At 34.4% G+C, this 26,524-nt stretch carries 24 protein-coding genes and 1 pseudogene; 7 read left to right on the forward strand and 18 right to left on the reverse strand.

What is annotated here, in order from left to right; genetic code table 11:
* The first annotated feature begins 131 nt into the window (after positions 1-131).
* Complete coding sequence (gene catA, locus ABH968_RS21665) at positions 132-785, forward strand: type A chloramphenicol O-acetyltransferase (protein ID WP_370047340.1); 654 nt, start codon at positions 132-134, stop codon at positions 783-785.
* A gap of 351 nt (positions 786-1,136) precedes the next feature.
* On the opposite strand, the gene ant(9) is transcribed toward catA, so the two are convergent.
* Both ant(9) and ABH968_RS21675 read right to left on the reverse strand, forming a co-directional pair.
* Positions 1,137-1,928: an aminoglycoside nucleotidyltransferase ANT(9) gene (ant(9), locus tag ABH968_RS21670; protein WP_370047341.1), complete on the reverse strand. Its 792-nt coding sequence runs from the start codon at positions 1,926-1,928 to the stop codon at positions 1,137-1,139.
* Between the two features lie 209 nt (positions 1,929-2,137).
* Complete coding sequence (locus tag ABH968_RS21675) at positions 2,138-3,232, reverse strand: DUF418 domain-containing protein (protein WP_370047342.1); 1,095 nt, start codon at positions 3,230-3,232, stop codon at positions 2,138-2,140.
* Between the two features lie 440 nt (positions 3,233-3,672).
* On the opposite strand from ABH968_RS21675, the gene ABH968_RS21680 reads away from it, so the two are divergent.
* Positions 3,673-4,404: a helix-turn-helix domain-containing protein gene (locus ABH968_RS21680; protein ID WP_370047344.1), complete on the forward strand. Its 732-nt coding sequence runs from the start codon at positions 3,673-3,675 to the stop codon at positions 4,402-4,404.
* Positions 4,405-4,821: 417 nt separating this feature from the next.
* Here the strand turns inward: ABH968_RS21680 and ABH968_RS21685 are convergent, their stop codons facing one another.
* From ABH968_RS21685 to ABH968_RS21710, 6 genes are all read right to left on the reverse strand, one after another.
* Positions 4,822-5,544, reverse strand: coding sequence for an SDR family NAD(P)-dependent oxidoreductase (locus ABH968_RS21685; RefSeq protein WP_370047346.1), 723 nt, complete (start codon positions 5,542-5,544; stop codon positions 4,822-4,824).
* A gap of 121 nt (positions 5,545-5,665) precedes the next feature.
* Complete coding sequence (locus ABH968_RS21690; protein ID WP_370047348.1) at positions 5,666-6,394, reverse strand: DUF2087 domain-containing protein; 729 nt, start codon at positions 6,392-6,394, stop codon at positions 5,666-5,668.
* A 240-nt stretch (positions 6,395-6,634) separates the two neighbouring features.
* Complete coding sequence (locus tag ABH968_RS21695; RefSeq protein ID WP_370047349.1) at positions 6,635-7,462, reverse strand: MetQ/NlpA family ABC transporter substrate-binding protein; 828 nt, start codon at positions 7,460-7,462, stop codon at positions 6,635-6,637.
* Positions 7,463-7,480: 18 nt separating this feature from the next.
* Positions 7,481-8,134: a methionine ABC transporter permease gene (locus ABH968_RS21700; RefSeq protein WP_370047351.1), complete on the reverse strand. Its 654-nt coding sequence runs from the start codon at positions 8,132-8,134 to the stop codon at positions 7,481-7,483.
* Positions 8,131-9,156 carry a methionine ABC transporter ATP-binding protein gene (locus ABH968_RS21705; protein WP_370047353.1) on the reverse strand — a complete coding sequence of 342 codons (1,026 nt, stop codon included), beginning with the start codon at positions 9,154-9,156 and terminating at the stop codon, positions 8,131-8,133. The genes ABH968_RS21700 and ABH968_RS21705 overlap by 4 nt, the downstream gene beginning before the upstream one ends.
* A 108-nt stretch (positions 9,157-9,264) precedes the next feature.
* Positions 9,265-10,443 (reverse strand): M20 metallopeptidase family protein, encoded by a 1,179-nt coding sequence (locus tag ABH968_RS21710; RefSeq protein WP_370047355.1) that lies wholly within the window; start codon positions 10,441-10,443, stop codon positions 9,265-9,267.
* 578 nt (positions 10,444-11,021) lie between these two features.
* On the opposite strand from ABH968_RS21710, the gene ABH968_RS21715 reads away from it, so the two are divergent.
* From ABH968_RS21715 to ABH968_RS21725, 3 genes are all read left to right on the forward strand, one after another.
* Positions 11,022-11,486: a CYTH domain-containing protein gene (locus tag ABH968_RS21715; RefSeq protein ID WP_370047356.1), complete on the forward strand. Its 465-nt coding sequence runs from the start codon at positions 11,022-11,024 to the stop codon at positions 11,484-11,486.
* Positions 11,487-12,029: 543 nt separating this feature from the next.
* Positions 12,030-12,713 carry a GntR family transcriptional regulator gene (locus tag ABH968_RS21720; protein WP_370047358.1) on the forward strand — a complete coding sequence of 228 codons (684 nt, stop codon included), beginning with the start codon at positions 12,030-12,032 and terminating at the stop codon, positions 12,711-12,713.
* Between the two features lie 21 nt (positions 12,714-12,734).
* Entirely contained in the window at positions 12,735-13,352 is a 618-nt protein-coding gene (locus ABH968_RS21725) for a sterol desaturase family protein (protein WP_370047360.1), read from the forward strand.
* A 146-nt stretch (positions 13,353-13,498) separates the two neighbouring features.
* Here ABH968_RS21725 and ABH968_RS21730 read toward each other — a convergent pair whose 3' ends face one another.
* From ABH968_RS21730 to ABH968_RS21740, 3 genes are all read right to left on the reverse strand, one after another.
* On the reverse strand, positions 13,499-14,095 hold the full coding sequence (locus ABH968_RS21730; protein ID WP_370047362.1) for an ankyrin repeat domain-containing protein: 597 nt from the start codon (positions 14,093-14,095) through the stop codon (positions 13,499-13,501).
* 107 nt (positions 14,096-14,202) lie between these two features.
* Complete coding sequence (locus ABH968_RS21735) at positions 14,203-14,895, reverse strand: response regulator transcription factor (protein WP_370047363.1); 693 nt, start codon at positions 14,893-14,895, stop codon at positions 14,203-14,205.
* 18 nt (positions 14,896-14,913) lie between these two features.
* Entirely contained in the window at positions 14,914-15,441 is a 528-nt protein-coding gene (locus ABH968_RS21740) for a sensor histidine kinase (protein WP_370047365.1), read from the reverse strand.
* A 180-nt stretch (positions 15,442-15,621) separates the two neighbouring features.
* Between ABH968_RS21740 and ABH968_RS21745 the strand changes: the two genes are divergently transcribed.
* Entirely contained in the window at positions 15,622-16,788 is a 1,167-nt protein-coding gene (locus tag ABH968_RS21745; protein ID WP_370047367.1) for a uracil-xanthine permease family protein, read from the forward strand.
* Positions 16,789-17,030: 242 nt separating this feature from the next.
* On the opposite strand, the gene ABH968_RS21750 is transcribed toward ABH968_RS21745, so the two are convergent.
* From ABH968_RS21750 to ABH968_RS21780, 7 genes and pseudogenes are all read right to left on the reverse strand, one after another.
* Positions 17,031-17,528, reverse strand: a complete 498-nt coding sequence (locus tag ABH968_RS21750; RefSeq protein WP_370047369.1) for an LURP-one-related/scramblase family protein — start codon at positions 17,526-17,528, stop codon at positions 17,031-17,033.
* Positions 17,529-18,359: 831 nt separating this feature from the next.
* A complete protein-coding gene (fdhA, locus tag ABH968_RS21755; protein WP_370047371.1) occupies positions 18,360-19,574 on the reverse strand; it encodes a formaldehyde dehydrogenase, glutathione-independent in 1,215 nt (404 codons plus the stop codon).
* A 482-nt stretch (positions 19,575-20,056) separates the two neighbouring features.
* On the reverse strand, positions 20,057-20,395 hold the full coding sequence (locus ABH968_RS21760; RefSeq protein ID WP_370047372.1) for a metallophosphoesterase family protein: 339 nt from the start codon (positions 20,393-20,395) through the stop codon (positions 20,057-20,059).
* 284 nt (positions 20,396-20,679) lie between these two features.
* Positions 20,680-22,451, reverse strand: a pseudogene (locus ABH968_RS21765) (aminopeptidase P family protein).
* Positions 22,408-23,556 (reverse strand): ethanolamine utilization protein EutH, encoded by a 1,149-nt coding sequence (eutH, locus tag ABH968_RS21770; RefSeq protein WP_370047374.1) that lies wholly within the window; start codon positions 23,554-23,556, stop codon positions 22,408-22,410. Before eutH ends, ABH968_RS21765 begins: the two are co-directional and overlap by 44 nt.
* 40 nt (positions 23,557-23,596) lie before the next feature.
* Positions 23,597-24,178 carry a helix-turn-helix domain-containing protein gene (locus ABH968_RS21775; protein WP_370047375.1) on the reverse strand — a complete coding sequence of 194 codons (582 nt, stop codon included), beginning with the start codon at positions 24,176-24,178 and terminating at the stop codon, positions 23,597-23,599.
* Positions 24,179-24,782: 604 nt separating this feature from the next.
* Positions 24,783-25,409, reverse strand: a complete 627-nt coding sequence (locus ABH968_RS21780) for a hypothetical protein (RefSeq protein WP_370047377.1) — start codon at positions 25,407-25,409, stop codon at positions 24,783-24,785.
* A 369-nt stretch (positions 25,410-25,778) separates the two neighbouring features.
* On the opposite strand from ABH968_RS21780, the gene ABH968_RS21785 reads away from it, so the two are divergent.
* Positions 25,779-26,524 (forward strand): LysM peptidoglycan-binding domain-containing protein (locus tag ABH968_RS21785; RefSeq protein ID WP_370047379.1); only part of this gene is annotated, 746 nt, incomplete at its 3' end.

Here is a 26,524-nt window from a genome sequence, read left to right on the forward strand (position 1 = left end):
AAATGTTGAGTAACAAAAAATTGGATATAATTTTTTATCAGACAATTTCATATAAAGGGTGTAATGAATGAAAAAAGCAGTGAAAATAGCCTCCTAAATAAAAAGTAATAATATTTAGGAGGCAAATAATAATGAATTTCAATAAAATTGATCGAAAGAGCTGGCATCGACACGAGTATTTTGAGCATTATATTACCCAACAAACAACATTTAGTATGACGTCAGAAATAGATATTAGCATTCTGTATAAAAACATAAAAGAAAATAATTTTAAGTTTTATCCAACATTCATATATATGGTGACAAAAGCTGTCAACACTAATATTGCATTTAGAACGTGTTTTAATAGCCAAGGTGAATTAGGTTATTGGGAAAAATTAAATCCAAGTTATACGATTTTTAATGAGGAATCAGAGACATTTTCGAGCATTTGGACAGAAGCATCGGATAATTTTAAACAGTTCCATCAGAATTATGAAAGTGATTTAAAGAAATATAACGGTAGGATAAGTTTATTTCCTAAATCCCCTATTCCAGAAAACATTTTCCACATTTCCATGATTCCATGGAGTTCATTTACTGGTTTTAATCTCAACATCAATAATGGAGGTAATTATCTCTTACCGATTATCACTGCAGGTAAATTTGTGCAGAAGGAAAATGCTATTTATCTTCCTATTTCTTTACAAATGCACCACGCTGTTTGTGATGGTTATCATGCAGGCTTATTCATGAATTACCTTCAGAGTTTTGCCGATGAATCTCATGATTGGTTATTAGATTGAATATTTCCCACTAATTCTCAAAAAGAGCATCCCTGCTCATTGTAGGTTTGGAATAAAGTTTGATTAAAGGCACCTCCCAAGCCCACATTTTACGATAAACAAAAAGAATCCGTTTTGAAAAAAAGTTTGATCAAAACGGATTCTTTCTTTGTGAAGTATAGTTCAATTTTTATAAAAAAGTTTAATTATTTTCTACTGTTGATCTTCAACAAACGCGCTCTTCAACGGAATAAAATTACAGTTCATTAAAACAACTTTCCCTTTATTTCCGTTTGAGGACTCTATAATATCTCATTAATGATATATGGTTCAGAAAATGTGTGCAAAATTTCCATTGTATTGTTATCACTTTTACTGGGTCTGACTAAGACAAGATTCTATAGAGTTTTTCATATGATTAACGAGTACTGTCACCTCGGAATCCAGTCCTTCCCACTTATCAACATATTCTCCTCGATAGGCTTTTCTGGCTAAGTCGAGTAAAGTCGAATATTCTTTGGGCAACCGAGGTAAAGCCCATTTTGCAGCAACATCTTTTGGAGAAATTTCACCGATAGACACTGTCTGCCACATTCGAGCCAGAGTTAAAATTACATTACGCTCATCACCTTCGATGCCCTCAATCAACCCTGGCAAAGACTCCTTAATCGCTCTTCGAATATCTGTCATTGGAACGGGGTCTAGTATATCTGAAGCGTCAGGACCAAATAGAGTAATGTTATTCTTTCTCGCTTGTGATAAAACAATAGCCAAATCAGGGTCATAGGTTGGTTCCTGAATTTGTCCTTTCTCAAACTCACTCCTGAGCCACTCTCCATAGGTAAATTCATTTTTTGGTGGATATAGCCAAGGTACAACATCGCTATAGTTTATAACCGTGACTTCAAGTGGTCTCACAGAATCTTTATTTCCTATCTTTCCAGATATAAGGATTAGTCTGTCTGTTAGTTTTTTTCGAGTTACTTCAGGTAAACTATGATTCACGACCACTAGGACATCTACATCACTGTTAATGCGTAAGCCACCATTTACTGCAGAACCAAATAGATATACCCCGACTATCGAACTTCCAAGCAACTCCTCTACGATTTTTAATGCTTGCATCGCTTGTTTTGGTATTTTTTCGTTACTCAAATCACTCATCAACTACAAACTCCTCTCCTCTGATTTTGTTCGCATAATGTACGTTTATATTGGTTTCATTGGTATTCAATTAAATGACCCATTACTGAACAAAAGAAACATTTTTTACAAACCATTTTATCAAACTTTATTTCAAAACCACACTTTTTACAGGAACGCTTTTATAATCTCCCCTTATGTTACGGAAATTCACTTCCACTATTACAATATTAATTTGTCATTTTTCTCATAACCCATTCAATCGGCCCTCTTTTAAATCTATTTCTCCATAAAACAGAAAAGAAAATACTCGCTACGAAAAACAATATTGTAAATAATAATGAAAATGCTAACGTTTGGTTTTCTAACCTATTTAATAAAGCCAATATGCCAACGCCGATGAATACATGGCTTACATAATGCGTTAAAGTTAATTGTCCTGTTTGAATAAATGATTTTATCAACCAATGTCCAGCAAACTTTTCTACGATATAAATAGAAGCAACGATGACAATTATCGCAGAAGCGGAATTTGATAACATATATAAAATGTTTGGTGGAATTGGCCCTGTTTGAAACAAGAATTCTGCACTATTTACATCTAACACCGATAGAGATAGGCGCATTAATACTTTTGAAAGTATCTCTATTGTTATGAGTAAAATTATAGAAATAAACAACATTTTGTTTCTTACAGTTTTCTCCGATAAATCAAGTCTGCCAAGGATCATTCCAAGTAAAAAGAAACATATCCAAGGGAATACTGGATGATACCCATTAAACAAAAGATTTCTTAGAAAACCTTCAATCGTCCAAAAATCGAGATATTCCATAAATGGTTGTTCAGGATGCCATCCTTTCAAAAAATTCATTGTCACTTGTAAGATTTGCGATGTTATTAAAAAAAGACTAGATATTAGGATCATGAACTTTGTAGAGGCCACGATAAGAAATGATGCAATCAGCATATAAACTCCATAATAATGGAGGATATCTCCAGTCCAATCTGCAACATATAAAAGTAAACCTAGAATAAAGAGAAAAGCGGAACGTTTCCATAATTTCACCCTATTTTCTTTAATATAAGAAAGCTCACCGCCATTTCTAGCTTTTCTTGTCATCAAAGCAACTCCGATACCGGCCAACGTAACAAAAGTAGCAGACGCTCTTCCTTCAAAAAGTCCAGTAAACCATATAAGCCAATCCGGCCCATTTCCTGCCGCTCCCATAATAATTTTAAAGTTAACTATAAGCATCCCAAACATAGCCAATGCTCGAGCGAAATCTAACCCTTCAATCCGTTTAGATTGTAACTGTTCGGTCATAAATGTTCCTCCTTATGTACACTATTAATAACTTAATCTATTGACCAATAGTCAAATTACGACATCCTTTTTATAGATATAATAGACTTTTTATATCTATATGAAGGATTGATTAATCCATTATTTACCAGAACCTATACATTTTTTTTTTATTGCTCCCTTCTTAATACATCATCACTATAAACTATAGGGTTGACCTAATGTCAAACCAACTTTTGTTTGTGCCCACCTCTCAATTCATTTGCCCAATTATTCATTGGTAGATGCTAAAACCCACACAGCGCAAATCCGTTAGCTTTATTACATGGAATTTATACCTACAAATTCTTATATCCATTCCTTTCATTATCAGTGATAATTGTTTAAAGTTTTATCTTAGGTTTATTGTTTGACATTAGGCTAGCCCTAGAGTTTATATTTATTTAGAGAAGAGGGATATTATGGATGAAACAATTACAATAAATCAATTGGCTAAAATATTTGATATCAGTCATCATCAAATACGATATTACGAAGAGAAAGAGCTCTTATTTCCATCCTACACGGATAATAATAGGTATCGAAAATATTCTCTTAAGGAAATTTATCAACTTGCTCAAATATTAATGTTGAGAAACTTAAATCTTTCAATCGCACAAATTAAAGAGGTTTTAACTACGTATGAAAAAAATGATTATGTGAGTTTATTAAGAGCGAAATCAAAAGAACTTTCAGACGAAATAAACAAGCTACAAAAGATTAAAAAGGCAATTGATAACCATTATGTAAATATTACAAACAAAAAAGTAAATTCAACAAAATACTTAAAAAAAAGTCATTTAGAAAAAATAATCACTTTAAAAACTAATGAAACTTTATCAGCCAAAGATTTTTTAACATTACAATTATCAAAGCAATTTTTTTATAATGATATTATTTATGTTTTTGAAGAAGATGAGTATCATATGTGTATAAAAACAGAACATAAAGCTGATTTCATCATGAATGAAGGTAAATATAGTTCTATATTTATTTTAGGTGAATCTGATGATGAATTTGAGGAACAAATATTATCCATTATCGACAAGAAAAATACCCCTATCTATATAATGGAGCTCTCAAGCGGCATTTTTACTAATAGTAATATTCTTGAGTTAGAAATTCTAATTCCCGAAAAAAGTGATAAAAATTAAAGCTAATCGGGATCAATTATGCTGAAAGAAGTTAAATTTATTAGAATATAAACCACATGCTAGAGAATGTTATATTACAGACATTTCTGTTCATCCGGAAAATAGAAGCAAAAGAGTTGGAAAGCTGTTATTGCAGTAGGCAAAGAATTTTGCTCGAGCTCATTTACAATCAAATGAGTTGCGTTTGCACGTCGTAAGTAGTAATCCTCGTACTAAACAACATTACGAGCTCCTATCATTCAAGACTCAATCAGAACAGAAGAACTCCGTGCTGCAACTTTTATTCAATGAATCGAAATGTTATAAATTATATTGATATGTAAAACTCAAAGAAAATAATTGTGAAATAAATACCATTTTAAAAAGCTCACATATTGAACAGAATCGTTCAACATGTGAGCCGTTTTTTATACTGGATTATACATTCATATCTGTAATAGCAGGAATATTTATTTCCTTCACACAGGAAACTGGTGATAAATTAATAATACATTGGACAATGGCTACAATATCTTGTACAGGAATACGTGTACCTTCATACAACTTAATTGCTTTTTCAGCCCCTTCTTCAAAAGGTACTTCAGCAGCAAGTTCTCCTGGATTAATACACGTTACAGTGATCTTATCTTTTCTCACATGCTCGCGTAAAGCATTTGTAATGCCTCGTAAGCCGAATTTAGATGTCACAAACGAAACTTGCGCATTATTCGTATGATCTAAACCTGCTGTCGATCCAATTAAAATTATTTTTCCATTTTCCGCCTGTCTTAAATTAGGTAATAGCGCCTGAATATATGTAATTGTGGAAGTTAAATTAATATTAATTAAGTTTGCTATATCCCCAACTTCATCGTTATCAAACGTATAGTCATCTTCAAAACCATGCTTTTCCCATACTCCAACATTGTAAATTAATACATCCATAGCAACGCCTTTTAAAGCTTCTTTTAAAGCAGGAATATGTTGTTGACTAGATAAATCAATAGCCAGCCATTTACGATTTACGCCATCATTTATATCTAAACTACTTGGTCGTGTGCGTGACACCACCCATACTGTATCCCCTTTTGTTGGTAAACCCTTTACAAATGCATCACCTAATCCTTGGCTTGCTCCAAATATAATAAAGTTCTTACTCATCCAATCACCCTTTCTATATAGCTACAACGTAAGTATAGTTAATATAAAAAATTGCAACAACTAATGTGATTTATGGAAATATTCGAGTACTAGAAATTACCTATGCTCGTTCATTTTAAACTTATTTCACCCAATACGTTGTACAATCGTCACTTCGATCTAGGAATCCATATTCAATTAAGTATCTTCTAATTGATACATAATCACTAAAAATAGGCTTTAAAATCGCATTCACTTCTTTTTCGTTATATTTATGCCCTACCTCAAACTTCGTTACAATGTGTTGCAGTAAAATTATTTTTCGTTTTTCCTTACTTGGAAAACTTTCAATAGGACCATCTAAGCCATTTTTAAAATACGTCGCTAGTACTTTTTCTTTCTCATCTACTGTAATCGCATAACGCTCATCCACCTGTGTCGCCCCCTTATGAATTGGTTCGTATACTTTGGTTGTTTCTAGAGCCTGCAGAATTGCCAGAAAAACTTTTGCTTGTTTTTCTTTTTCTTTTAATTTAAATCGATGCTGTCGAATTGTTGAAATGCTATTTGCAGAAGTGCTATTAACAATTTCCTTATCTGGTGCCCCTGTTGCGAATAGCATCAGCAATTCGGTTTGGATATCTGATAGCCCTGTATACTTCTTATCTAATTGAAGTAACGCTTCAAACACAGAGATATGTTCATTCTCGATATGGAGTTGTATAGCTTTTTTAGCCGTAAAAAATCGATTATCTATTTTGAACACTTCTTCGACATCAAATATTTCTTTACAAAAGATACATTCATAGCCATCACCTGTATTTACATATCCCTTCGATAATTCCTCTATTGTCAATTCACTTATATTCATAAACAAAACCTCTCTGTGTTTATCATTTAATAAACAATATACAATAAGTTCATTTATTTGTAAACGTAGATGCCTTTTGTTTATTTTAAAACAAAAAGAAGAATCCATTTTGACAATAATTAATCAAAATAGATTCCTCTAGGTAAAGCATCTTAAAAGAAACGATGGGCATATCAATTTTTTATACAAAATCTTTTAGCACTAGAGAATTTCTAGCAATAAATACTGATTACTCTAGGATTAATCATTTTTAGGGATAAACCAATAGTTATCTTTGTTATTGTCATCCATGTACTTTTTAAACTCTTGAGAATTATAGGCGTCTTTTACTGCTTTTGCCCAATCGGTATCTTTATTTTTTTCAGCTATTACTGCTACTAATTCGTAATTTTTCACAACATCTTCTTGCAATATTGCTTTTTTCGCATCAATTCCTGAAGAATATACGATACTTCCTGGGATTACACCATAATCCAAGTCTTCTAATGTACGTGGGATTTGAGCCGATTCCATTTCTTTAATTTCTAACTCATATTTATTTTCAACGATATCTTGTGCTGTTACTTGAATTGGATCTATACCTTCTTTAATTTTTATCCAACCTGCTTTTTGTAGAATTGCATATGCACGAGCTGCATTTGATGGATCTTGTGGAATACCAATTACGTCGCCTTTTTTAACGTCATCTAATGATTTCTTTTTACCAGGGAATAAAGCTGCTGGTACTGTTGGAACAGCTGATAAAGAAACAAGGGATGAGCCACTTTCCTTATTGAAATTGTTCATATAAGCTGTATGTTGGTCCACGTTTAAATCTATGCCACCATCTGCTAATGCAACATCAGCTTGTCGCAAATCTGTAAATTCTGTGTCTTCTACTTTATATCCTTTATCTTCTAAAATTGGCTTTACGGCTTTTAAAAATAATTCACTATAAGGCCCAGGTGACGTGCCAACTTTAATTGTTTTTTTGTTATCTGATGAGCTTGAATCAGAATCTGAATTTCCGCAAGCTACTAAAAAAATGGCAAGCGATAATAGAAGAAATGCTGAAATATACTTTTTCATAAACATAAGACCCCTTTTTTATTGATGTCTAATTTTTTTTGCTAAATAACTGCCGAGCGTTTGAATAAGTTGCACAATAAAAATTAAAATAACGACAGTTAAAACAATGACAAATGTATTAAAACGTTGATAACCGTATGATATGGCTAAATTCCCTATACCACCGCCCCCAACTGTACCAGCCATCGCGGTTGCGCCAATCAACCCAATTGTTGCGGTTGTTAGCGTTAATATAATAGAAGCAAGTGCTTCAGGGATTAAAAAATGTCGTACAATTTGTAAAGGCTTTGCACCTAATGATTTTGCTAGTTCGATTATTCCAGGATTAACTTCTAGTAGCGAAGTTTCCACTAATCGTGCAATAAATGGCGCAATATAAATAATTAGCGGAACAATCGCTGCCTCTGTACCATATGTTTTTCCAACAATTAAACGTGTGAACGGAACGATCGCTACGAGCAAAATAATAAACGGTAATGAACGAATAATATTAATAATTGAATTTAAGATGAAATAAACAATTTTATTTTCTTTAATACCATTCGGCCTTGTAAGTACTAGAAATAGTGCAAGTGGTAACCCTAATAACGTTCCAATTAATAATGATACAGAAACCATATAAATGGTTTCGATCACGGCCTGCCAAATAATATCAGGGGAAATCCGATTCATATTTTCACATCCTCTACGATGACATTAAATTCTTTAATAAATGCTTTAATTTCTTGGATGATTGACTCATTTGCAGAAAAAGCGATAGTAAAGATGCCTAAAGTAGTTCCCTCTAGTTCTGTAACATTGGCAAAGACAATATTGCTTTCTACATGATTGAAACGTTTATTTAGTTGATATAATAACGAACTAGCCGTGTTTTCTCCTAAAAACTTTAGCCGTAATAACGTATACGTATGTTGATTTTTTTGATAAAAATCCAATAAATCATTTGGAATTTTATTCGGAATAACCGTTTCTACAAAATCTTTAGTAGTCGGTTCGTTCGGTTGACCGAACACTTGAATAACATTTCCTGATTCGATTAATTGACCATTTTCCATCACAGCTACTTTATTACAAAGATCCCGAATAACTTCCATCTCATGTGTAATTAATAGAATGGTTATATTAAACTGTTCATTGATTCGTTTTAACAATGCTAAAATTGATTTTGTCGTTTTAGGATCAAGTGCAGAGGTTGCCTCATCACATAATAAAATTTCAGGATTTGTGATCAGTGCACGCGCAATTCCAACGCGTTGTTTCTGACCTCCAGAAAGTTGATTCGAATAGTTTTTATCTTTATCTTCTAAGCCTACAAATGAAAGCATTTCCTTCACTTTTCTATCGATTTCTTCTTTACTTTCATTCCGTAATTTTAATGGCAAAGCGACATTGTCAAAAACATTTTTTGACTCAAGTAAATTAAAATGTTGAAAGATCATACTAATCTTTTTCTTATTTACAATTTTCTCATTTGGACTTAATGTTTGAATATCCTTGCCATCTACGATAATTTGTCCAGAAGTCGGATTTTCTAAGCCATTTACCAACCGAATTAATGTACTTTTACCCGCTCCACTATAGCCAATAATCCCGAATATATCGCCTTTCTGAACTTCTAGAGAAACATCATTTAGAGCGGTTATTTTCTTTTTCTTTTGATAAAATTCTTTTACGATATGTTTAAAACCAATCAAGGTATCATTCCTCCAGATTCATTTGCTACTAAACAGAAAAAATGGGCTTCATTCTATCAAGTGAGTGTATCGATTTTACATTTTTCTAATCGACATAGTTCTCAGAGATTAATCGATCAAGAAATGATTGGCAATTTTCAAGAACACTTCCCCTGTATATAGTAGTGCTCGTTCATCAAAATCAAATTTGGGATGATGGTGAGGATATTGTGTATTTGGATCTTCATTATGAGCGCCTACATAAAAGAAATTACCGGGTTTTTCTTGTAGATAGTAAGCAAAGTCTTCCGCCCCTAACACCGGTTCTTTCTGAATAAAAGCACTCTCTCCAAACTGCTCTTTAATGAATTGCTCCACAATTGTAGCCTCTTCTACTGGATTAACAAGTACCGGATATCCATGTAGGTAATCTAATTCAAAATCTATATAATTAGTAATCTTTAGCCCTTCTAAAATTGCTCGGATTTCCTTTTCTATCTGAGCACGAACATCTTTATTCAATGCACGAACGGTTCCTTCTAATACAGCAGAGTCTGCAATTACATTAAAGGCATTTCCAGCATGTATACTTCCAACCGTTACAACTGCCGCTTCTATTGGATTAATACGACGACTAACAATTTGTTGTAGATGTTGAACTAAATGAGTTGCCGCAATAATAGAGTCTTTCGTTTCATGTGGTCGAGCTCCATGTCCGCCTTTCCCAAAAATCCGAATCGTAAAAGCATCAACTGAGGCCATTGTTGCACCTGAAGCGGTTGATAGCTTGCCAACAGGAAGATCTGTCGCTACATGGGCACCGAACACAAAATCCACATCATCTAAAACCCCATCTTCAATCATAAATTTCGCCCCACCTGGTGGCTTTTCTTCTGCTGGTTGGAAAATAAATTTAGCTGCTCCATGAATACTGTCCTTATGCTTCTGAAGTACTTTTGCCACAGCGAGTAAGGCAGCTGTATGCCCATCATGTCCACAGGCATGCATAACGCCAGGCACTGTGGATTTATATGTAACTTCTTTTTGATCCTCGATCGGTAATGCATCAAAATCTGCTCGAAATGCAATCGTTTTTCCCGGCTCTCCACCTTGAATAAATCCGACTACACCTTTATCACCAACGTTTTCCTGAACAGAGATTCCATAACTTTTTAATGTATCCGCTATAAAGCGAGATGTTTTTTCTTCTTGAAAAGAAAGCTCTGGGTTTTGATGTAAATAGCGACGATTTTCTACAATCTCTTCAAATAAGCCGCTCAACTCTTTTGTCAGTGTTTCAATTGTCATTCCTTAACCCTCCTCCTATTAGTTAATCATTCAATATATTCGAACAATTAATACGATTTTAAACATATAAAACCGATAAGTCAACTATGTTTTTATTTTATATTCATTCATTAAATGAAACAGCCACCTAGCCTTGATTAAATATCGATGCCAGATGGCTGCAAAAGCATGTCTATTCTACAGTGATAAAGAGATTATTAGTCTTTACCTATCGATCTTTTACAAGCAGTTTTATTTCGACTTGCATCTCATTGCACCCAACTTCGTACGCAGTTTGTTCGATTTGAGGGGTTACCAGATTTATTAAATAATTTAATCCAATTGATCATTTAGGAATACAAAAAAGCCAAGAAACACTGTTAAATTAACGTTTCTTGGCTTTTTCTATGATTCCGAGCAAACAAAGCCTACTTTTATCGTCGTAAACCCACATTTTTTTAAGGGAACTTCTATCAGAGCCTATTAATTAAAAATATTTTTGGTTTATAATGGATTACAATACATAGATATAATTTCTTAATTAGAAGTACATAAAGGTTCCGTTGTAGTAACTATATTTATATTGGGAGGTCATCATTTTGCAAGAAATTGAACGCAAGTTTTTAATCGTTGAACTTCCAAAGGGAATGAGTCCGTTTGAAACAAAGAAAGTTTATCAAAATTACCTGACGGTGCACGGGATGGAAGAAGTAAGAATTCGAAAACAGGTGGAAGGGGGTATCGAGAAATTTGATATGTCCTACAAAAGCGGAAGTGGTATGATTCGAAATGAAATCAAATTCAATATCAGCAAAGAAGCTTTCGTTGATTTAGATATCCTAGCATTAAAGCCTGGTGTAGAAAAGTATCGAAGATTCTTCGATTACAAAGGACACGATTTAATGATCGATATCTTCGTAAACCCAGAGTTAGTTGTAGCCGAAATAGAATTCGAAAGCGAGCAACAAGCAAAAGAATTCATACCTCCATCGTGGTTCGGAGAAGAAGTTACACACTCAAAAGAATATAAAACCAAAAATATCTGGAGAGACCTTATTAAATAAGGTCTTTTTTCTGTTATAGAACATACTTTCCCATTCAAATTCAGAGCATTTGAGGCGAATTATCCATTCACTCCGCTTTGTTAATAAAATGGTTTTGCTTCGTTAAATCCGTATATCAACCTTTTATCATATAGTGACTATAAACCACTATTTCAACCGATTAATGACTATATATCTTCACTACATCAGTCATTTGATCTGAAATAAGCCACTTTATTCCGTCACTATTTACATTCAGAGCGAACTGCACCTCATTACATAATTCCTGATTGATAATAGCATTATGTACCCTTATTTAATGCTTTTCCCTCTTTATATTAATTAGTTCCATTGATTAGTTCCTGTATCATATGTTGTACTTGTTTGATTCAAATAAATTAATTTTATATTGCACCCTACTAAGTATTTTAAAGGCTTGTTTGATAATTCTATTTATAAAAATCCGCCCTTCTTATTGACAGAAAATTCAGATTTAATATATAATTTTTGGTATTACCACTGTCTTTAATTTGTATTACCATAAAACAAAGGGGACGAGATGATTTGAAAGAAAAGGAACGCTCCTCAGATAAAATTGAGAATGAATTAATTAGATCCATATTGGCTGGTGTTTATTCTGTAGGGAGTACTTTACCGCCGGAAAGAGAGCTTGCAAAAGAATTTGGTGTTGGTCGTCCAACTATTCGGGAGGCACTTCAACGTTTAGGAAGGGGTGGATGGATAACAGGAAGAAAAGGAATGCCTGCTATTGTTAATGATTATTGGCGCAATGGGAATCTAACGACACTTGTTAATATTGTTGAGAATCATCCTATCATAACAGATGAATTTATCATGTATTTATTAGAATTAAGAAGTTCCTTGACTCCGACTTATATTCGTGATGCTGTTACGTTTAATCAACCTAAAGTAGTTGCTCTCCTTGCCAATCTAGAGCAGCTTGAAGATAGTGCAGAAAGCTATGCAGCATTTGATTGGCATTTGCAAAAAAGGTGTGCCGGCCTTGCTGTCAATCCAATCTTTCTACTCATTTTAAATAGCTTCGATTCCATTTATACAGATATGGCGAAAAAATATTTTTCTGTAAAAGATCATCGTGAGTTGTCCTTCAACTATTACCACGACTTATTAAAAGCTGCATTAAAGGGTGATGCAATGGAAGCGGAAAGGTTGTCTACGACAACAATGGCGAAAAGCTTGGCTCTCTGGAAAGATAGAGAAAAATAAAGAATACAGGAGGCGTGATAAATGAGATTGAAATATTTTAAAGAATATTTTTCCTACCCTGATATATTAATCATGACCTGTCTATTCCTCATTAGCTTTGGATTTATGATTCTACATTTAACCTCTATCGGAATTTTGGGTGCTTTTATTCTGGGAATGATTATGTATTCCTTAGCTGAGTATGTTACACACAGGTTTCTTTTTCATCTGAAACCACCAAGGAATGCATTCTTGTTAAAAATGCTTAAGCGCTTACATTATGACCACCATTCAAATCCGAATGAATTACATTTATTATTTTTACCCTTATGGTATAGTGTGCCAAACATTGCAATTGTAGCAGCCATTTTTTATTTTCTTTCATCTAGCTTTATAATGACAAACGCATTTATTGCAGGTATCATGCTCTTTTTATTATTTTATGAGTGGAAGCATTATATCGCCCATCGCCCCCTTCGGCCAATATCACCATGGGGGCGTTGGATGAAAAAGGTTCATTTATGGCATCATTTCAAAAATGAGAATTACTGGTATGGTGTTACGAACCCAGCCTATGATTTTCTTATGGGTACCTTTAAAAACCAAAAGGATGTTGATCAAAGTAAAACGGCTAAAAATCTAGAGAAACGTGGCGAGTAGAAAATAGAATTATAAAAGATATACCTTCTGCAATATTCGGTCCTATTCTGTCTTTATGATAAAAATCCAATCATCGTTATTTGATGATTGGATTTTGGTCCTTTTAAAAACTAAACTTACTTATGATACGTTCTTCGTAAAATCTACTAGTCTTCTAACATTTCAATCATTTTTGTATAGCCCATCTCCTTGGCATAATCAAGTGCTGTCTTACCTGAATTGTCACGAAGTTCTTTATTCGCATTGTGTGCTAATAATTCTTGTACAATTTGCTGATACACCACTGAACCGTCAGTTAATGCTACCGCTTCAATTAATGCTGTATAGCCAAAATTATTTTGATGATCGATATCCGCTTTCCCATCGAGTAAAAGTAGCTTCACATTGTTTAAATGTCCTTTTTCTGCTGCAGGTATTAAGGCATTGCCTCCATAGCGATTAACAATATTTTGATTTGGCTCCGCGTGCTCAATCATATACTTTAAAATCTCTGTTTTTCCTTGAGCACCTGCATACAGATAGGCGCTATCCTGAATATTATCTTGTTGATTAATATCGGCTCCCCCTTCAATTAAAAGTTTTGCCACCTCAATATAGTTTTCATGAGTAGCAATTAATAAAGGCGTTTCCCCTTTATCATTCGTTTCATTAATTGGATATGATGGATCCTGCAAAATTTCTTGTACTTTTTCTAAATCATTGTTTTCAACTGCTTGAATAAGTTTATCTGATTGTGGCTTCATATGCTTTTCCTCCCCTTTATCATTACACCCGGTCAATATGAATAATGTGCTTACTACAATGCTTATAAAATATTTCATATAATACCCTCCTTTCACAAGGAGATTTTTCAACTATTAAAGCGATATCCACTGCCCCAAATTGTCTCAATTGGCAGTTCTGATAGTTTTCCCTTTTTTAATTTATCTCGAATGCGACCTACATGAACAACAACTGTAAAAACATCTCCATCTAAATCATCCATATACCATAATTGACGGAAAAGCTGCTCCTTTGTCCAAACACGATTCGGATGCTCCATAAAGAACACGAGTAAATCAAATTCCTTCGTTGTAAAAATAACTTCCTGACCTAAAACGAATACTTTTCGTGCAGCCTTATCAACTATAATATTTTTCATCTCTAAATAATCCTGTGCTTGTCCAGTACCTGTTAGTTGCCTATAACGCTTACTATGAGCTTGTACACGTGCGACGAACTCACTAGGACTAAATGGTTTCGTTATATAATCATCCGCACCTAGGCCAAGCCCTCTTATCTTATCAATATCTTCTTTTTTTGCAGATACAATTATAAGAGGAATATTTTTCTTTTCACGAATGCGTCGGCAAATTTCAAAACCGTTCATTGAAGGGAGCATTAAATCAACAACAATTAAATCAAAAGGCTCATTTAATGCTCGATTCAACCCCTCAAAACCGTCCGTTACAATTTCCGCCTTTATTTCATGGATTTCTAAATAATCTCTCTGTAATTCTGCAATACTAATATCATCTTCAATGATTAATATTCGTGATGGCACCAGTCATTGACACTTCCTTTAAGCCTTACCCAAGATTATTGTCACCGTTGTACCATAATGTAGCTTACTTTGAATTTTTACGTGACCATTATGCTTTTCAACGATTTGTTTCACAATTGCAAACCCCAAGCCACTACCGCCTGTCGTCGAGGTACGCGCTTCTTCCCCACGATAAAAACGATCGAATACATATGGGAGTTGGAGCTCCGAAATTCCTTGCCCGTTATCCTTTATGACGATTTCAACTAGATCATCGACTACTACTACTTCTAATATCATACATAAAGGTTCAGTTGGCTTTTTAAACTTCATACTATTTTCAATTAAATTAGTGATTGCCCGATTCATCTGCATACGATCAATATGAACATACACATCCTTCACTACATTCAACTCTAATTGAACTTCTCGATTGTATAACTGAAACTCCTCCACTATATGTGTAAGGAACTTTGCAAGCTGTATTCGTTCAAAATGAAAATGAACTGCCTCCGCATCAAACTTAGAGTAAAGGAAGAGTTCTTCAATTATTCGAGCATTGAGCAAACAATCCATCTTCTCTTGGATTTTATTACCATAGAAATCGTCGATTTTGAATGATAACTATCCCCCCTAAACTGTTGAAGCTACAACAATTTAGGGGGTCAAATTATTCTTTAATCTTTATTCTAAAAATTTAATAGGCGAAATATCATATAGCAAGACAATAGTAAAGGGGGGACACGTTTGAAAAATTTTTTTCGCGCGGTACCATTATCTTTACAGCATTTGTTAGCAATGTTTGGTGCAACAGTTTTGGTTCCAGCACTAACCGGTCTTGATCCAGGAAGTGCACTTATTGCCAGCGGTTTAGGAACCCTGATTTTTCATCTTATTACACGTGGAAAGGTTCCTACGTATCTAGGTTCATCCTTCGCTTTTATTGCTCCGTTAGCATTATATGTGGGGGAGTTAAAGTCACCAGGTCAAGCAGTTGGAGGTCTTATCAGCGTTTCCATTGTTTATGCCATTGTATCTATTATCATTTCAGCTGTCGGTTTTGAAAAAGTCCGAAAAGTAATTCCTGCAGTTGTCGTAGGACCGGTTGTAAGTATAATCGGTCTTTCGCTGGCAACCACTGCGGTGACCAACATGGCTTCTACCCAATGGGATGTCGCTATCGTCAGCCTTCTTGCGGCGATCATTGCTACGCTTGCAGGAACTAAGATGATCCGCCTCTTCCCGCTCTTAATTGGTCTTGCAATAGGGTATGCTTATGCTGCGATGCGTGGATTTGTTGATTTTGATACCATCGCCAGCGCACCTGCCTTTGCTCTTCCACATTTCGTCATGCCGGAATTCACATGGGTTGTGATCCTCGGAATGGCGCCGATTGCCTTGGTTACCATCATCGAAGACCTTGGACATATGTTTGTACTAAATGAGATTACTGGAAAAGACGTGATTAAGGATCCTGGATTTTCAAGAATCCTATGGGGGAATGGCCTTGCAACATTAATCTCCGGCTTCATCGGTGGACCTGCACAAACTACTTACGCGGAAAATCTCGGGGTTCTAGCCATCACACGCCAGTTTTCAAGTAGGATTATTCAGGGTGCTGCTGTTCTTGCGATTCTTCTTGGTTTGTTCGGTAAAGTTGGAGCTGTTATCCAATCCATTCCAGTTGCAGTGATGGGCGGCATATGTATCTTGTTGTTTGGTATGATCGCAGGAATGGGGATCCGTCACATCACTGAAGAAAATGTTAGTCTGGCTAATATGAAAAATTTAGTCATCGTCGCAATTATCTTTATCATCGGAGTTGGTTATGCCCACGGTATCGCCTACGCCACAATTGCCGGATTGCTCATCCATTGGTTCGTACCTGATTTTACGACAAAGAACGAAAATTAGAATAAAAAGGCCATTCCAGAACACTTTTAGCGGAATGGCTTTTTATAAGGCAACAACTCGGTAACCGCACTTACTTACGATACGGTTCACCGTAACATGTGTAAGTGCGGTTTTTAATCTCTAATTCTATGCTAATTTAAAATTATACCTTTTCGCTCTTATAATTAAAAATGAAGGTCGACGAAATTCTCTATTAAGACTTGGTTAATTACACACTGCTTCTTTAGTTGGTATTGGCTCAATTAAGTCGCCGCTGCTGAGGAAGCAGCAGCTTGGTCAGCCTTTACACAATCAATTGCGACAACGAGCGCAATAATGATAGCTTCCATCTCTTCATTCAATATTTGTACCTTGTAGCTATCGCCCCAAGTGAACCACTCCTTGTTCACTTTACCGACGACTTCACCATGCTGTATGATTTGAAAATCCATATCCCACCAGTTACCTTCTACCTCAATGCCTGCCGCATCAATTGTATAGCGTGCTTTAAAGAAAGAAAACTCCTTCTTAATCGTTAACACCTCTTGACCGTTTACTTCAACAAAAAACTTCGGTAAAAAGCTGAACACCTTTTTCGTAATAAGCGCGACCTCATCTCTTGCTGCATTCATAATGGAGAACGTTTTTGGAATTTGCATAAAACTGCCCTCCACGTAATAAACATCCTTCTCCTGCTGATCCTTTACCGTAAATTTTCCACTTAAACTGAATACCTTCTGCTTTATAAAAAGTTGCTTCATACTACGCCTCCTTTTTAATAGCATATTACTAAAACCGTTTTTATCATAGACAATAATTACAGAAGTAGGTTTTATATGTATAATATTTAATGAAATTTGCCTAGGAGAAAAATATTTTCTTTATATATATTCACCATATAAATAACTCTCTTACTTGTAACATGGAAATAAAGCCTATTCAAGACTGCTATATCTTAAATAGGCTGGCTTATTGTTTTTTTACAGAGAAATAGTAAGTAAAGAATTTATTGAATTTAATCCATCAAGTACTTGTTTAACTTCAATATTTTTCGACCAATCTTCATCTTCGATTTCTACACGATTATTAACTACAAGCCATAAGTTAAGCTATGGCTGTGCAGCCGCTCTACTAATACCTATTAACTCTTAGTCCTCAAGGTGAATCATATTTACCATTCCTACAAATTGAACCTTCTTTGGCTTTCTAATATGGGCTTCCTTTACTGCTGGTTAAACAAAGTACTATTCCGGCTGGCGGTGTTTGGGGAGATGCTGGACAGCTTGTTTCTTTCACTCCACTTATCTGGTTTTCAAATACAACAACAGTAGATGACTTTTTTGATAGCGTACAATGGTACGAATCCTTACAAAACTGGACAGGACAAGTTCGAAGTGGTTTCTTCATTCAGATACAACCTGAATACAAATATACTTGTGATAAATAAGCAACGAAAAAAAGGAAACTTTGAGAAATGAAGTTCAAAGTCTCCTTAGAATATCAGCATGCTATCTAATTCTTATTGAAAAGTAGCCAAAGGTTTGTCCTCTATGCTTATTTCAATTTAACCCCTTAACCCCTGTAGAAATCTCTTACTTTACTAGACCGTGTGGGTCGATGACGAATTTTCTGGCAGCCCCTTTATCAAAATCTTGATATGCCTTTGGAGCTTCGTCTAATGATATTACTGTAGCATTAACAGCTTTCGCAATTTGAGCTCTTCCACTCAAAATTGCCGCCATTAAATCGCGATGATATTTCATAACAGGTGTTTGACCAGTTACAAAAGTATGTGCTTTAGCCCATCCTAAGCCAAGACGAATTTTTAACGTACCAATTTTTGCATCCTCATCAATTCCACCAGGGTCCCCGGTTACGTAAAGACCCGGTATACCTAAACGTCCTCCAGCACGTGTTATTTGCATAATAGAATTTAAAACAGTAGCAGGTGCTTCAACTGCATTAGCTCCATGTGCAGATGCTTCAAATCCTACACAATCTACAGCACAATCTACTTCAGGTGCTCCAAGTATTTGGTCGATTTGCTCTCCTAGGTTTGAATGATTTCGTAAATTAACTGTTTCGCAACCAAAGCTTCTAGCTTGAGCTAACCTTTCTTCATTTAAATCTCCTACAATTACTACAGCGGCTCCTAGTAACTGAGCTGAATGAGCAGCAGCGAGACCAACTGGACCTGCACCTGCGATATACACAGTTGATCCCGGTTTCACACCTGCACTTACGGCACCATGATATCCAGTTGGAAATATATCTGAAAGCATTGTTAAATCTCTAATTTTCTCCATTGCTTGGTCTTTATCAGGAAATTTTAATAATTGGAAGTCGGCATATGGCACCATTACATACTCAGATTGACCTCCAACCCATCCTCCCATATCGACATAACCATATGCTGAACCAGGACGATCTGGATTTACATTCTCACAAATATGAGTATTCCGCTCCTTACAGCTACGGCACCGACCGCAAGCTATATTAAATGGAACAGAAACTAAATCACCTTTTTTAATAAATTCAACATCTCGGCCTACTTCAATCACTTCTCCTGTAATCTCGTGGCCTAGAACTAATCCTGTCGGAGCTGTAGTTCTCCCCCTCACCATATGCTGATCGCTTCCACAAATATTAGTTGTTACTACCTTTAAAATAACACCATGATCACATTTGCGTCCTACATTAAGTGGATTTACCCCTGGTCCATCTCGTAAAACCAAATCTGGAAAACCAATATCTTGCACTTCTACTTTTCCGGAGCCCATATAGGCCACAGCTCTATTTCCAAACACTTGCAATTCCTCCCCTATATCATAAATTCATACAATCTATATATATGGCCACTTTGTCCTAATCATTCCTATGAAAAATAGTATTCGTTCGTTCAAATTATTCATTTCTTGTTTAACGAAATGGCTCAATCTCTCACGTCTATTTCTCTACTTTACAATTGAATTCACCCATTTCAATTAAGTAGAGATTTTTTTCCTTGCAAACTGCATATGAACTAAAAGAAGAGAGTTAGTCCATAAAGAACTGACTCTCTTCTTTTAGTTCATACTATTAGGTCTATTTTTTCTATTTAATCAACGCTCCATTAAATGAATAGAATCTCACTTACTTGTGGTACGGTTCTTTGAAACTAATGTTAAATTGTTTTTCTTATTTCCCTCGTACGTCTATATCTATTGTTAATGAATAAAATAAACATCTCGTTTCCTTACCTCTAGAAATCCTTTTAATCTCTCTAACATGTTCAACTATTTCCCTACTTTTAACCAATTGTGCGGTGTATTTTTTCTAACTTTGGAATAAATGATTCATCCAGTCTATCTAAAATCCATTGATGGTGTTCTTTTGTGTGAGAATGACTTTTGGGATACTTTTGACCTTTTGCTAAGGATAAGACAGCTTCATCGTGATTTCCAGTTATCATTGAAATATCATTTCTAGAGAAAAGCATCTGTAAAACTTCATTAGAGTCAGGACCAATTCCAATCATATCTCCTAAACAATATATACGTTCAATGTCTTTTCTGCTATCTATATCAGAAAGAACGGCAATTAATGCTGATGCATTACCATGTATATCTGTAAATATTGCTATTCGCATAATTGATTTCTCTCAAATTCGAAATTTTCTATCAATTCTCATTTATACATCAAAATTGTTTCTTATAATAAAATCCACAATTAGTTTAAAATCTTCAAATCAGTATTTATATCTAACCCAAGCCTGAACCGCTGCCTAATGAAACAACTATGTCTAACAATAAAATGTGTATCTTTTTATGCCTCTTTTGTATTTTCCACTTGTACTTTAAAGGAATCTGCATAAAGCCCATTGTTTTTTATACTTTAAGTCGATAAATATTACTTGCATTTGGCAATATCAATTTATATTTCCTTAGTTTCTTCTTTAAGCCATACTCTCTCTTCTTCATTTAAATAAGGACCTAGTTTTGTGTATACCTCTTGATGATAATTGTTTAACCATTGCTTTTCACTTTCTGTTAACATCTCTTTATTTATTCCGGCTAAATCAATAGGGCAATACGTGATTGCTTCAAACTTCATAAATTGACCAAACTCTGTTTTCTCGTCTTCAACTACTAACATCATATTTTCAATTCTAATTCCATATTTACCCTCGAGGTATATTCCTGGTTCATTTGTAATAATCATGCCTTTTTCTAAAATAACATTATTATTATCATTCCTTATGCTTTGTGGTCCTTCATGAACATTTAAGAAAAAACCTACCCCATGTCCAGTCCCGCATTTATAGTCCAGACCATACTGCCAAATTGGTTGTCTTGCTAAAACATCTAAGTTTGAGCCTGTTGCTCCGTATAAATATTTTACTGAGCTTAAAGCAATAAACCCTTTTAATACTAAAGTAAAATCTCTTTTTTGTTCATCGCTAAGTCTTCCTAAAACAATCGTTCTTGTAATATCTGTTGTTCCATCATAATACTGTCCACCTGAATCAATTAAAAAAGACCTTCATTCTTGAGCGTATATTGGGTTTCTTTATTAGCTTTATAATGCATCATCGCAGCATGTTCTTTATAACCTGCTATCGTATCAAAGCTAGGTCCAACAAATCCTTCCTGCTCCCTCCTGAAATCTTCTAATCTTTCTTCTGCAATAATCTCTGAAATTTCTGTTTTATCTACAGAGTTTTTTAGCCATTTAATAAATTTCACCATGGCTAAACCATCTTTAATTTCACACCATTTTAAATTTTTTATCTCAACTTCATTTTTAATAGCTTTTAAATTAGTTGTGATGTTAGGGCTTTCAATTTTCTTTGTATTGCTGTTAATGGAATTATATAATTTGATATTTGTTTTATTTGTATCTAGAATAACAGCATCTCCGTTTGAAAGATTTCCTAACAATGTTTGTATTTCAGCGCTCGCTTTTAACTCAATTCCCTTAGCTTCCAGTTCTAATTTAATCAAAGGGGAAACCTTGCAAGAATCAATAAATAAGTAACATATATGTTCTGCTACGATTACACTAGCTGTTGCAATTGGATTGTTAGGCACATCTGCCCCTCTTATATTCAAAAGCCATGCAATGTCATCAAGAGAAGTTAAAATATAATAATTTGCTCCTTTATTTTTCATTTCTACTCTAACTTCATTTAATTTTTCTACTCGTGATTTGCCTGCATATTTAACGTCATGCGTAAAAATTGGTCCTTTAGGAATCTCCGGTCTATCTTCCCACAGATCACCTATTAAATCTTTATTCATTTTTAATACGATTCCCTTTGCATTTAGATCTTTTCCTATCTTTTTAACCATATCTATCGAAAAAACATTTCCATCAAAGCCCACATTGCTTCCTTCTTTAAGAACATCTGCCAGCCATTCTGTATAAGATGGTACCCCTGGGTCCATCATTCTAAATAATCTGATCCCTGAGCTCTCAAGCTGCTTTTCAGCTTGAATATAGTATCTGCCATCTGTCCATAAACCAGCATCCTCTAATGTAATAACTACAGTACCTGCAGACCCTGTAAATCCTGATATCCATTGTCTACATTTCCAATGTTCTGCTACATATTCACTCTGATGTGCATCAAAGCTGGGAATTATATAAGCATCCATTTGATTATCTTTCATTAGCTGTCTTAGCTTTTCGACCCTGATATTCATTACTAATACCTCCATTTTCTTTAAGACTAAATTTTTTACTTTCACGCTCATACAGCCATATAGCTAATACTATACTAATTATTCCGGCCGTAAGCTTCGATATTATAAATGCGTCTATCATTTCTGGTGCTACTCCTGACACAAAACCAAGTTGACCACCAAATACAAATGCTCCACTTACTCCAAAGGCAGTACATACCACTTTTCCTTTAGGATTCATTTCCTTAAATGTTCCAAATATCAACAAATTACTAGCTAAGCTTCCTAGAATGCCTGCTACTGAGACTGAATTAATTCCAATCTTCTCCCCTATTTTTTCAAAAATATTTTTAAAAATTCGATTAATAAGTGCTAGCATGGGATATGCTCCACCTAAAACAAGTGCAATCTTGACTACTATAACAGTAGATTCAGAAAGTGGTGCTAATCCTGAGACAAGCCTTACACCAAATATCACATTTATACCTTGTAAAAGTAATCCAACAGTACTCAAACTCACTATAAGCTTTCCAAATACATTAAAAACTTTTATAAAAACATGAGGAACTTTTAATAATCCTGCCCCTAAAATAATGGAGAAAAAAAATATAGGGACCAGATTCAAAACTAATATATTGATATTTATTTTTTGCCATAATCCTGCTGCCAGACATCCTATTGGTATAGTAATAATTCCAACCAATACACCTTTAGAAAAATATTTTTCATCCTCTTTAGAAAGCATCCCTAATGCGACAGGTATTGAAAAACTGATTGTGGCTCCTAAAGTAGATGCAATGATAATTCCTGAAAATGCCCCCATTTCTTCAGACAATGCTAGCTTATTAGCCATTTGGTAGCCACCCATATCTACAGCTAAAAATGCTGCTGGAACTATAGAGGGATCTAGATGAAAAACTCTACAGATTGGAATAATCGCAGCAGATAAAAAATTTGTAAATATAGGAACTAAAGAAATTATTCCTATCATACCAAGCCCTAAAGTCCCCATGGTCTTTATGCCTTCCTCAAATTTCCCACCCAGCTTCAAATGATTTCCGGTAATATAATCAATAGCTCCAATTACAAAAAAAGAACCAATTAGATATAGTATCAATTTATCCATTGTTATTATCACTTTCTAATTACTTTGTATAATGTCTTCACTAGTCAGCATCTGTATTATCAAAGCCTCTATTGTACATATAATTAGGCGTATTAACAGCTATAAGCTTGACCTTTTTATTAGTGTAATTTGCCCAATTGTGTGCAATACTTGATTCCATATGAACACTGTCACCAGGATATACTTCATACCTCTTATCATTTATGTAAATTGTTAATATACCCTCTAAAACATAAATGAACTCTTCTCCCTCATGTTTATAGGATAATATTTCTTCATCTTTCTTTTGAGGAAGAATTTCTATAAGCCTTGGAACAAGTTGTTTATTTTCCAAATCTGTACTTAAACTATACTTAATAAAACCTCCTTCTACTGAATCCATTATTTCTTGTTCATAACTTTTCAGAACCATATCTTTCCTTTTACGTGGGTAATCGAAAAAATGTGTTAAATGCACCCCCAAAGTTTCAGCTAGTTTTTCAAGTGAATCAACTGCTATGGTAGTAAGTCCCCTTTCTAATTGGGAAATAAAACCAACAGATAGTTCACTTTTTTCACTTAACTCTTTCAAAGTAATACCTTTTTCAGTCCTCAATTTCTTTATTTCCATTCCAATATTCATCACTTCACCTCTGATTTCATTATTATGAAAAATATAATACATATTATAGCAATAAACAATATTTGATGAAAAAAATTCATATTTATGAAAATATTTTTTAACATTATCATATATTCTCTCAAGAAAAGTCCGCATAATTACACCCTATATCACAAAAAAGACGCATGATCTATTAGATCTATGCGCCTACATTGATAAATAAAAAATATGTAAAAGTGTTATCTTATTGTACCTCGCTCAACTAAAGTACCCATAGCTCGCTGGAAAGTAAAGCTTCAGTCTGCATACAATTTGATCAACTGACCTCCGTCTTCTGATTAGGTTATGATTTTTGAGGTATATCTCTATATTTAAACGAGGAAAAATTTTAAAAATCAAAACGAATTTCTAAATTTAATTTACTCAAATTAAAATTATTTGAATTTGGATGATTCCTTTTAAAAATAACCTCACTTACTTGTGATAAGGTTCATCGTAATCTATCTAAATGAGGTTTGCATTAAATATTGCTTTAATTGTAATGCTCATTTCCACCTCTCTAATTTGTGAAAGTTTTTTACAAACATTACTGCAAAAAACTCTATTACCTCAAAATTTACTTTTATTAAGCTTCTAATGTTTTATAAATCTTTTTGACTCTTTTTAATTGTGGTGCTGTTAGGTATTTTTCTCTTTTTCGTAACACATTCAATAATTCCTCTTTATTTTCATCTGTTACGGCTAAAAGCGTACTTTCCGAGTGCTGTGGAATTTCCTTTGGTCTGCAATTCTCAAGGTGATGGAGTAATATTGGAAAAATCACATCATTGTTTTCCTTACTGACAGCTGCTAGCTTCGCAAGAGTTAGGACACCTTTATCAATTGTAATAACTGAACCAACTTTCATAGCACTTTTTAATATGTCAAGATGAGCCATAATGGTTTCTGATGCTCCCTCGGCAATCGTTGCTAATGCCGTCATTCCGCCCCAGACCAAACGATTATTACGGCTTTTTAGTAACTCTATAAAAGTCAGGACATACTTACTTATGAGTTCTGGTTTAACTTGCCCAATTTCGTACGCTACTTTAATACAATCGTATTGAATCTTTTTATCTTTGCAAGTTAGGTTTTCAATTATTTCTTCTATGCCCGTATAATTTTCTTCATTAGCTAATTTATGTGCCAGCTCAATATTTGGCACTTCATCATTTCGACTTAGTTGAGAAGCTAACAGGTTCACAACTGACATGATTATCCCTCATTTATCAAATTTATTTTATGTATATACATTATCACATTTAACCCTTAACGAATCTGTTAACGAAATAAATTCGACAACTTCATTTTTACAAATACTAATTATGTTACTTATTCTTTTTGAATGGTTTGCTTCTGTTGATAAAATTAGACTTTTCACTGTCTTTTTTGCATTAAACCTAAGATCATACTTTAGATAAGGTATCTTCATCTAGGAGATAGTATCGTTTAATATTAGAAATATTATTGCAATATAAATGCCATGGACGTAAACAAATTAACACCTCCTTGTTCTTTTTCTCAGAAAAATCTATGTTACGATTATTTAAGATTAACAACCAAGAACATGGAGGATAAATGAATGCTTAAAAAAATTATATCAATTGTACCAGTTGCATTGCTCTCGGTAACTTTAAGTGCTAATGTTCAAGCTGCAACGATTACCGTACAAAAAGGAGATACCCTTTGGGATCTATCACGTGCAAATAATACATCTGTAGAAAATATCCAAACGTTGAATCATATTACTACCAACCTTATTCACCCCGGGGATGTCCTAACCATTGCACAACAAAAACAATATACCGTTAAGCATGGTGATACATTATGGGACATAGCCCTAGATCATCAAGTAACAGTTTCGCAAATTAAAGAATGGAACCAATTACATACTGATTTCATTCATCCAGGTTTAAAACTATTCATCTTTGATGGTTTGAAAACTAGTAATACGGCTGTAACTGAAAAACCAATGATGCCTGCAGCACATGAATCAAAGGGAACTACAACTTCAGCAGCCGCGCCATCAACAAATAAAACAACTTCAAAGAATCGTACACCTGAAGCAAATGCTCCATCAACAAGTAACACAACTTCAAAGGATCGTACACCTGAAGCAAATGCTCCATCAACAAGTAATTCAGCTTCAAAGGATCATACACCTGCAGCAAATGCTCCGTCGACAAGTAATACCGCTTCAAAGGATCATACACCTGCAGCAAATGCTCCATCAACAAGTAATACCGCTTCAAAGGATCATACACCTGCAGCAAATGCTCCATCAACAAGTAATACAGCTTCAAAGGATCATACACCTGCAGCAAATGC

Source organism: Lysinibacillus sp. RC79, assembly GCF_041262405.1.
Classification (GTDB): Bacteria; Bacillota; Bacilli; order Bacillales_A; family Planococcaceae; genus Lysinibacillus.

What these genes read in the sequence shown, in the direction of transcription:
- catA (WP_370047340.1), top strand. Translation starts at nt 132, where the DNA reads ATGAATTTCAATAAAATTGATCGAAAGAGCTGGCATCGACACGAGTAT.
- ABH968_RS21675 (WP_370047342.1), bottom strand. Translation starts at nt 3,232, where the DNA reads ATGACCGAACAGTTACAATCTAAACGGATTGAAGGGTTAGATTTCGCT.
- ABH968_RS21680 (WP_370047344.1), top strand. Translation starts at nt 3,673, where the DNA reads ATGGATGAAACAATTACAATAAATCAATTGGCTAAAATATTTGATATC.
- ABH968_RS21685 (WP_370047346.1), bottom strand. Translation starts at nt 5,544, where the DNA reads ATGAGTAAGAACTTTATTATATTTGGAGCAAGCCAAGGATTAGGTGAT.
- ABH968_RS21690 (WP_370047348.1), bottom strand. Translation starts at nt 6,394, where the DNA reads ATGAATATAAGTGAATTGACAATAGAGGAATTATCGAAGGGATATGTA.
- ABH968_RS21695 (WP_370047349.1), bottom strand. Translation starts at nt 7,462, where the DNA reads ATGAAAAAGTATATTTCAGCATTTCTTCTATTATCGCTTGCCATTTTT.
- ABH968_RS21700 (WP_370047351.1), bottom strand. Translation starts at nt 8,134, where the DNA reads ATGAATCGGATTTCCCCTGATATTATTTGGCAGGCCGTGATCGAAACC.
- ABH968_RS21710 (WP_370047355.1), bottom strand. Translation starts at nt 10,443, where the DNA reads ATGACAATTGAAACACTGACAAAAGAGTTGAGCGGCTTATTTGAAGAG.
- ABH968_RS21725 (WP_370047360.1), top strand. Translation starts at nt 12,735, where the DNA reads ATGAGATTGAAATATTTTAAAGAATATTTTTCCTACCCTGATATATTA.
- ABH968_RS21730 (WP_370047362.1), bottom strand. Translation starts at nt 14,095, where the DNA reads ATGAAGCCACAATCAGATAAACTTATTCAAGCAGTTGAAAACAATGAT.
- ABH968_RS21750 (WP_370047369.1), bottom strand. Translation starts at nt 17,528, where the DNA reads ATGAAGCAACTTTTTATAAAGCAGAAGGTATTCAGTTTAAGTGGAAAA.
- ABH968_RS21760 (WP_370047372.1), bottom strand. Translation starts at nt 20,395, where the DNA reads ATGCGAATAGCAATATTTACAGATATACATGGTAATGCATCAGCATTA.
- eutH (WP_370047374.1), bottom strand. Translation starts at nt 23,556, where the DNA reads ATGGATAAATTGATACTATATCTAATTGGTTCTTTTTTTGTAATTGGA.
- ABH968_RS21775 (WP_370047375.1), bottom strand. Translation starts at nt 24,178, where the DNA reads ATGAATATTGGAATGGAAATAAAGAAATTGAGGACTGAAAAAGGTATT.
- ABH968_RS21780 (WP_370047377.1), bottom strand. Translation starts at nt 25,409, where the DNA reads ATGTCAGTTGTGAACCTGTTAGCTTCTCAACTAAGTCGAAATGATGAA.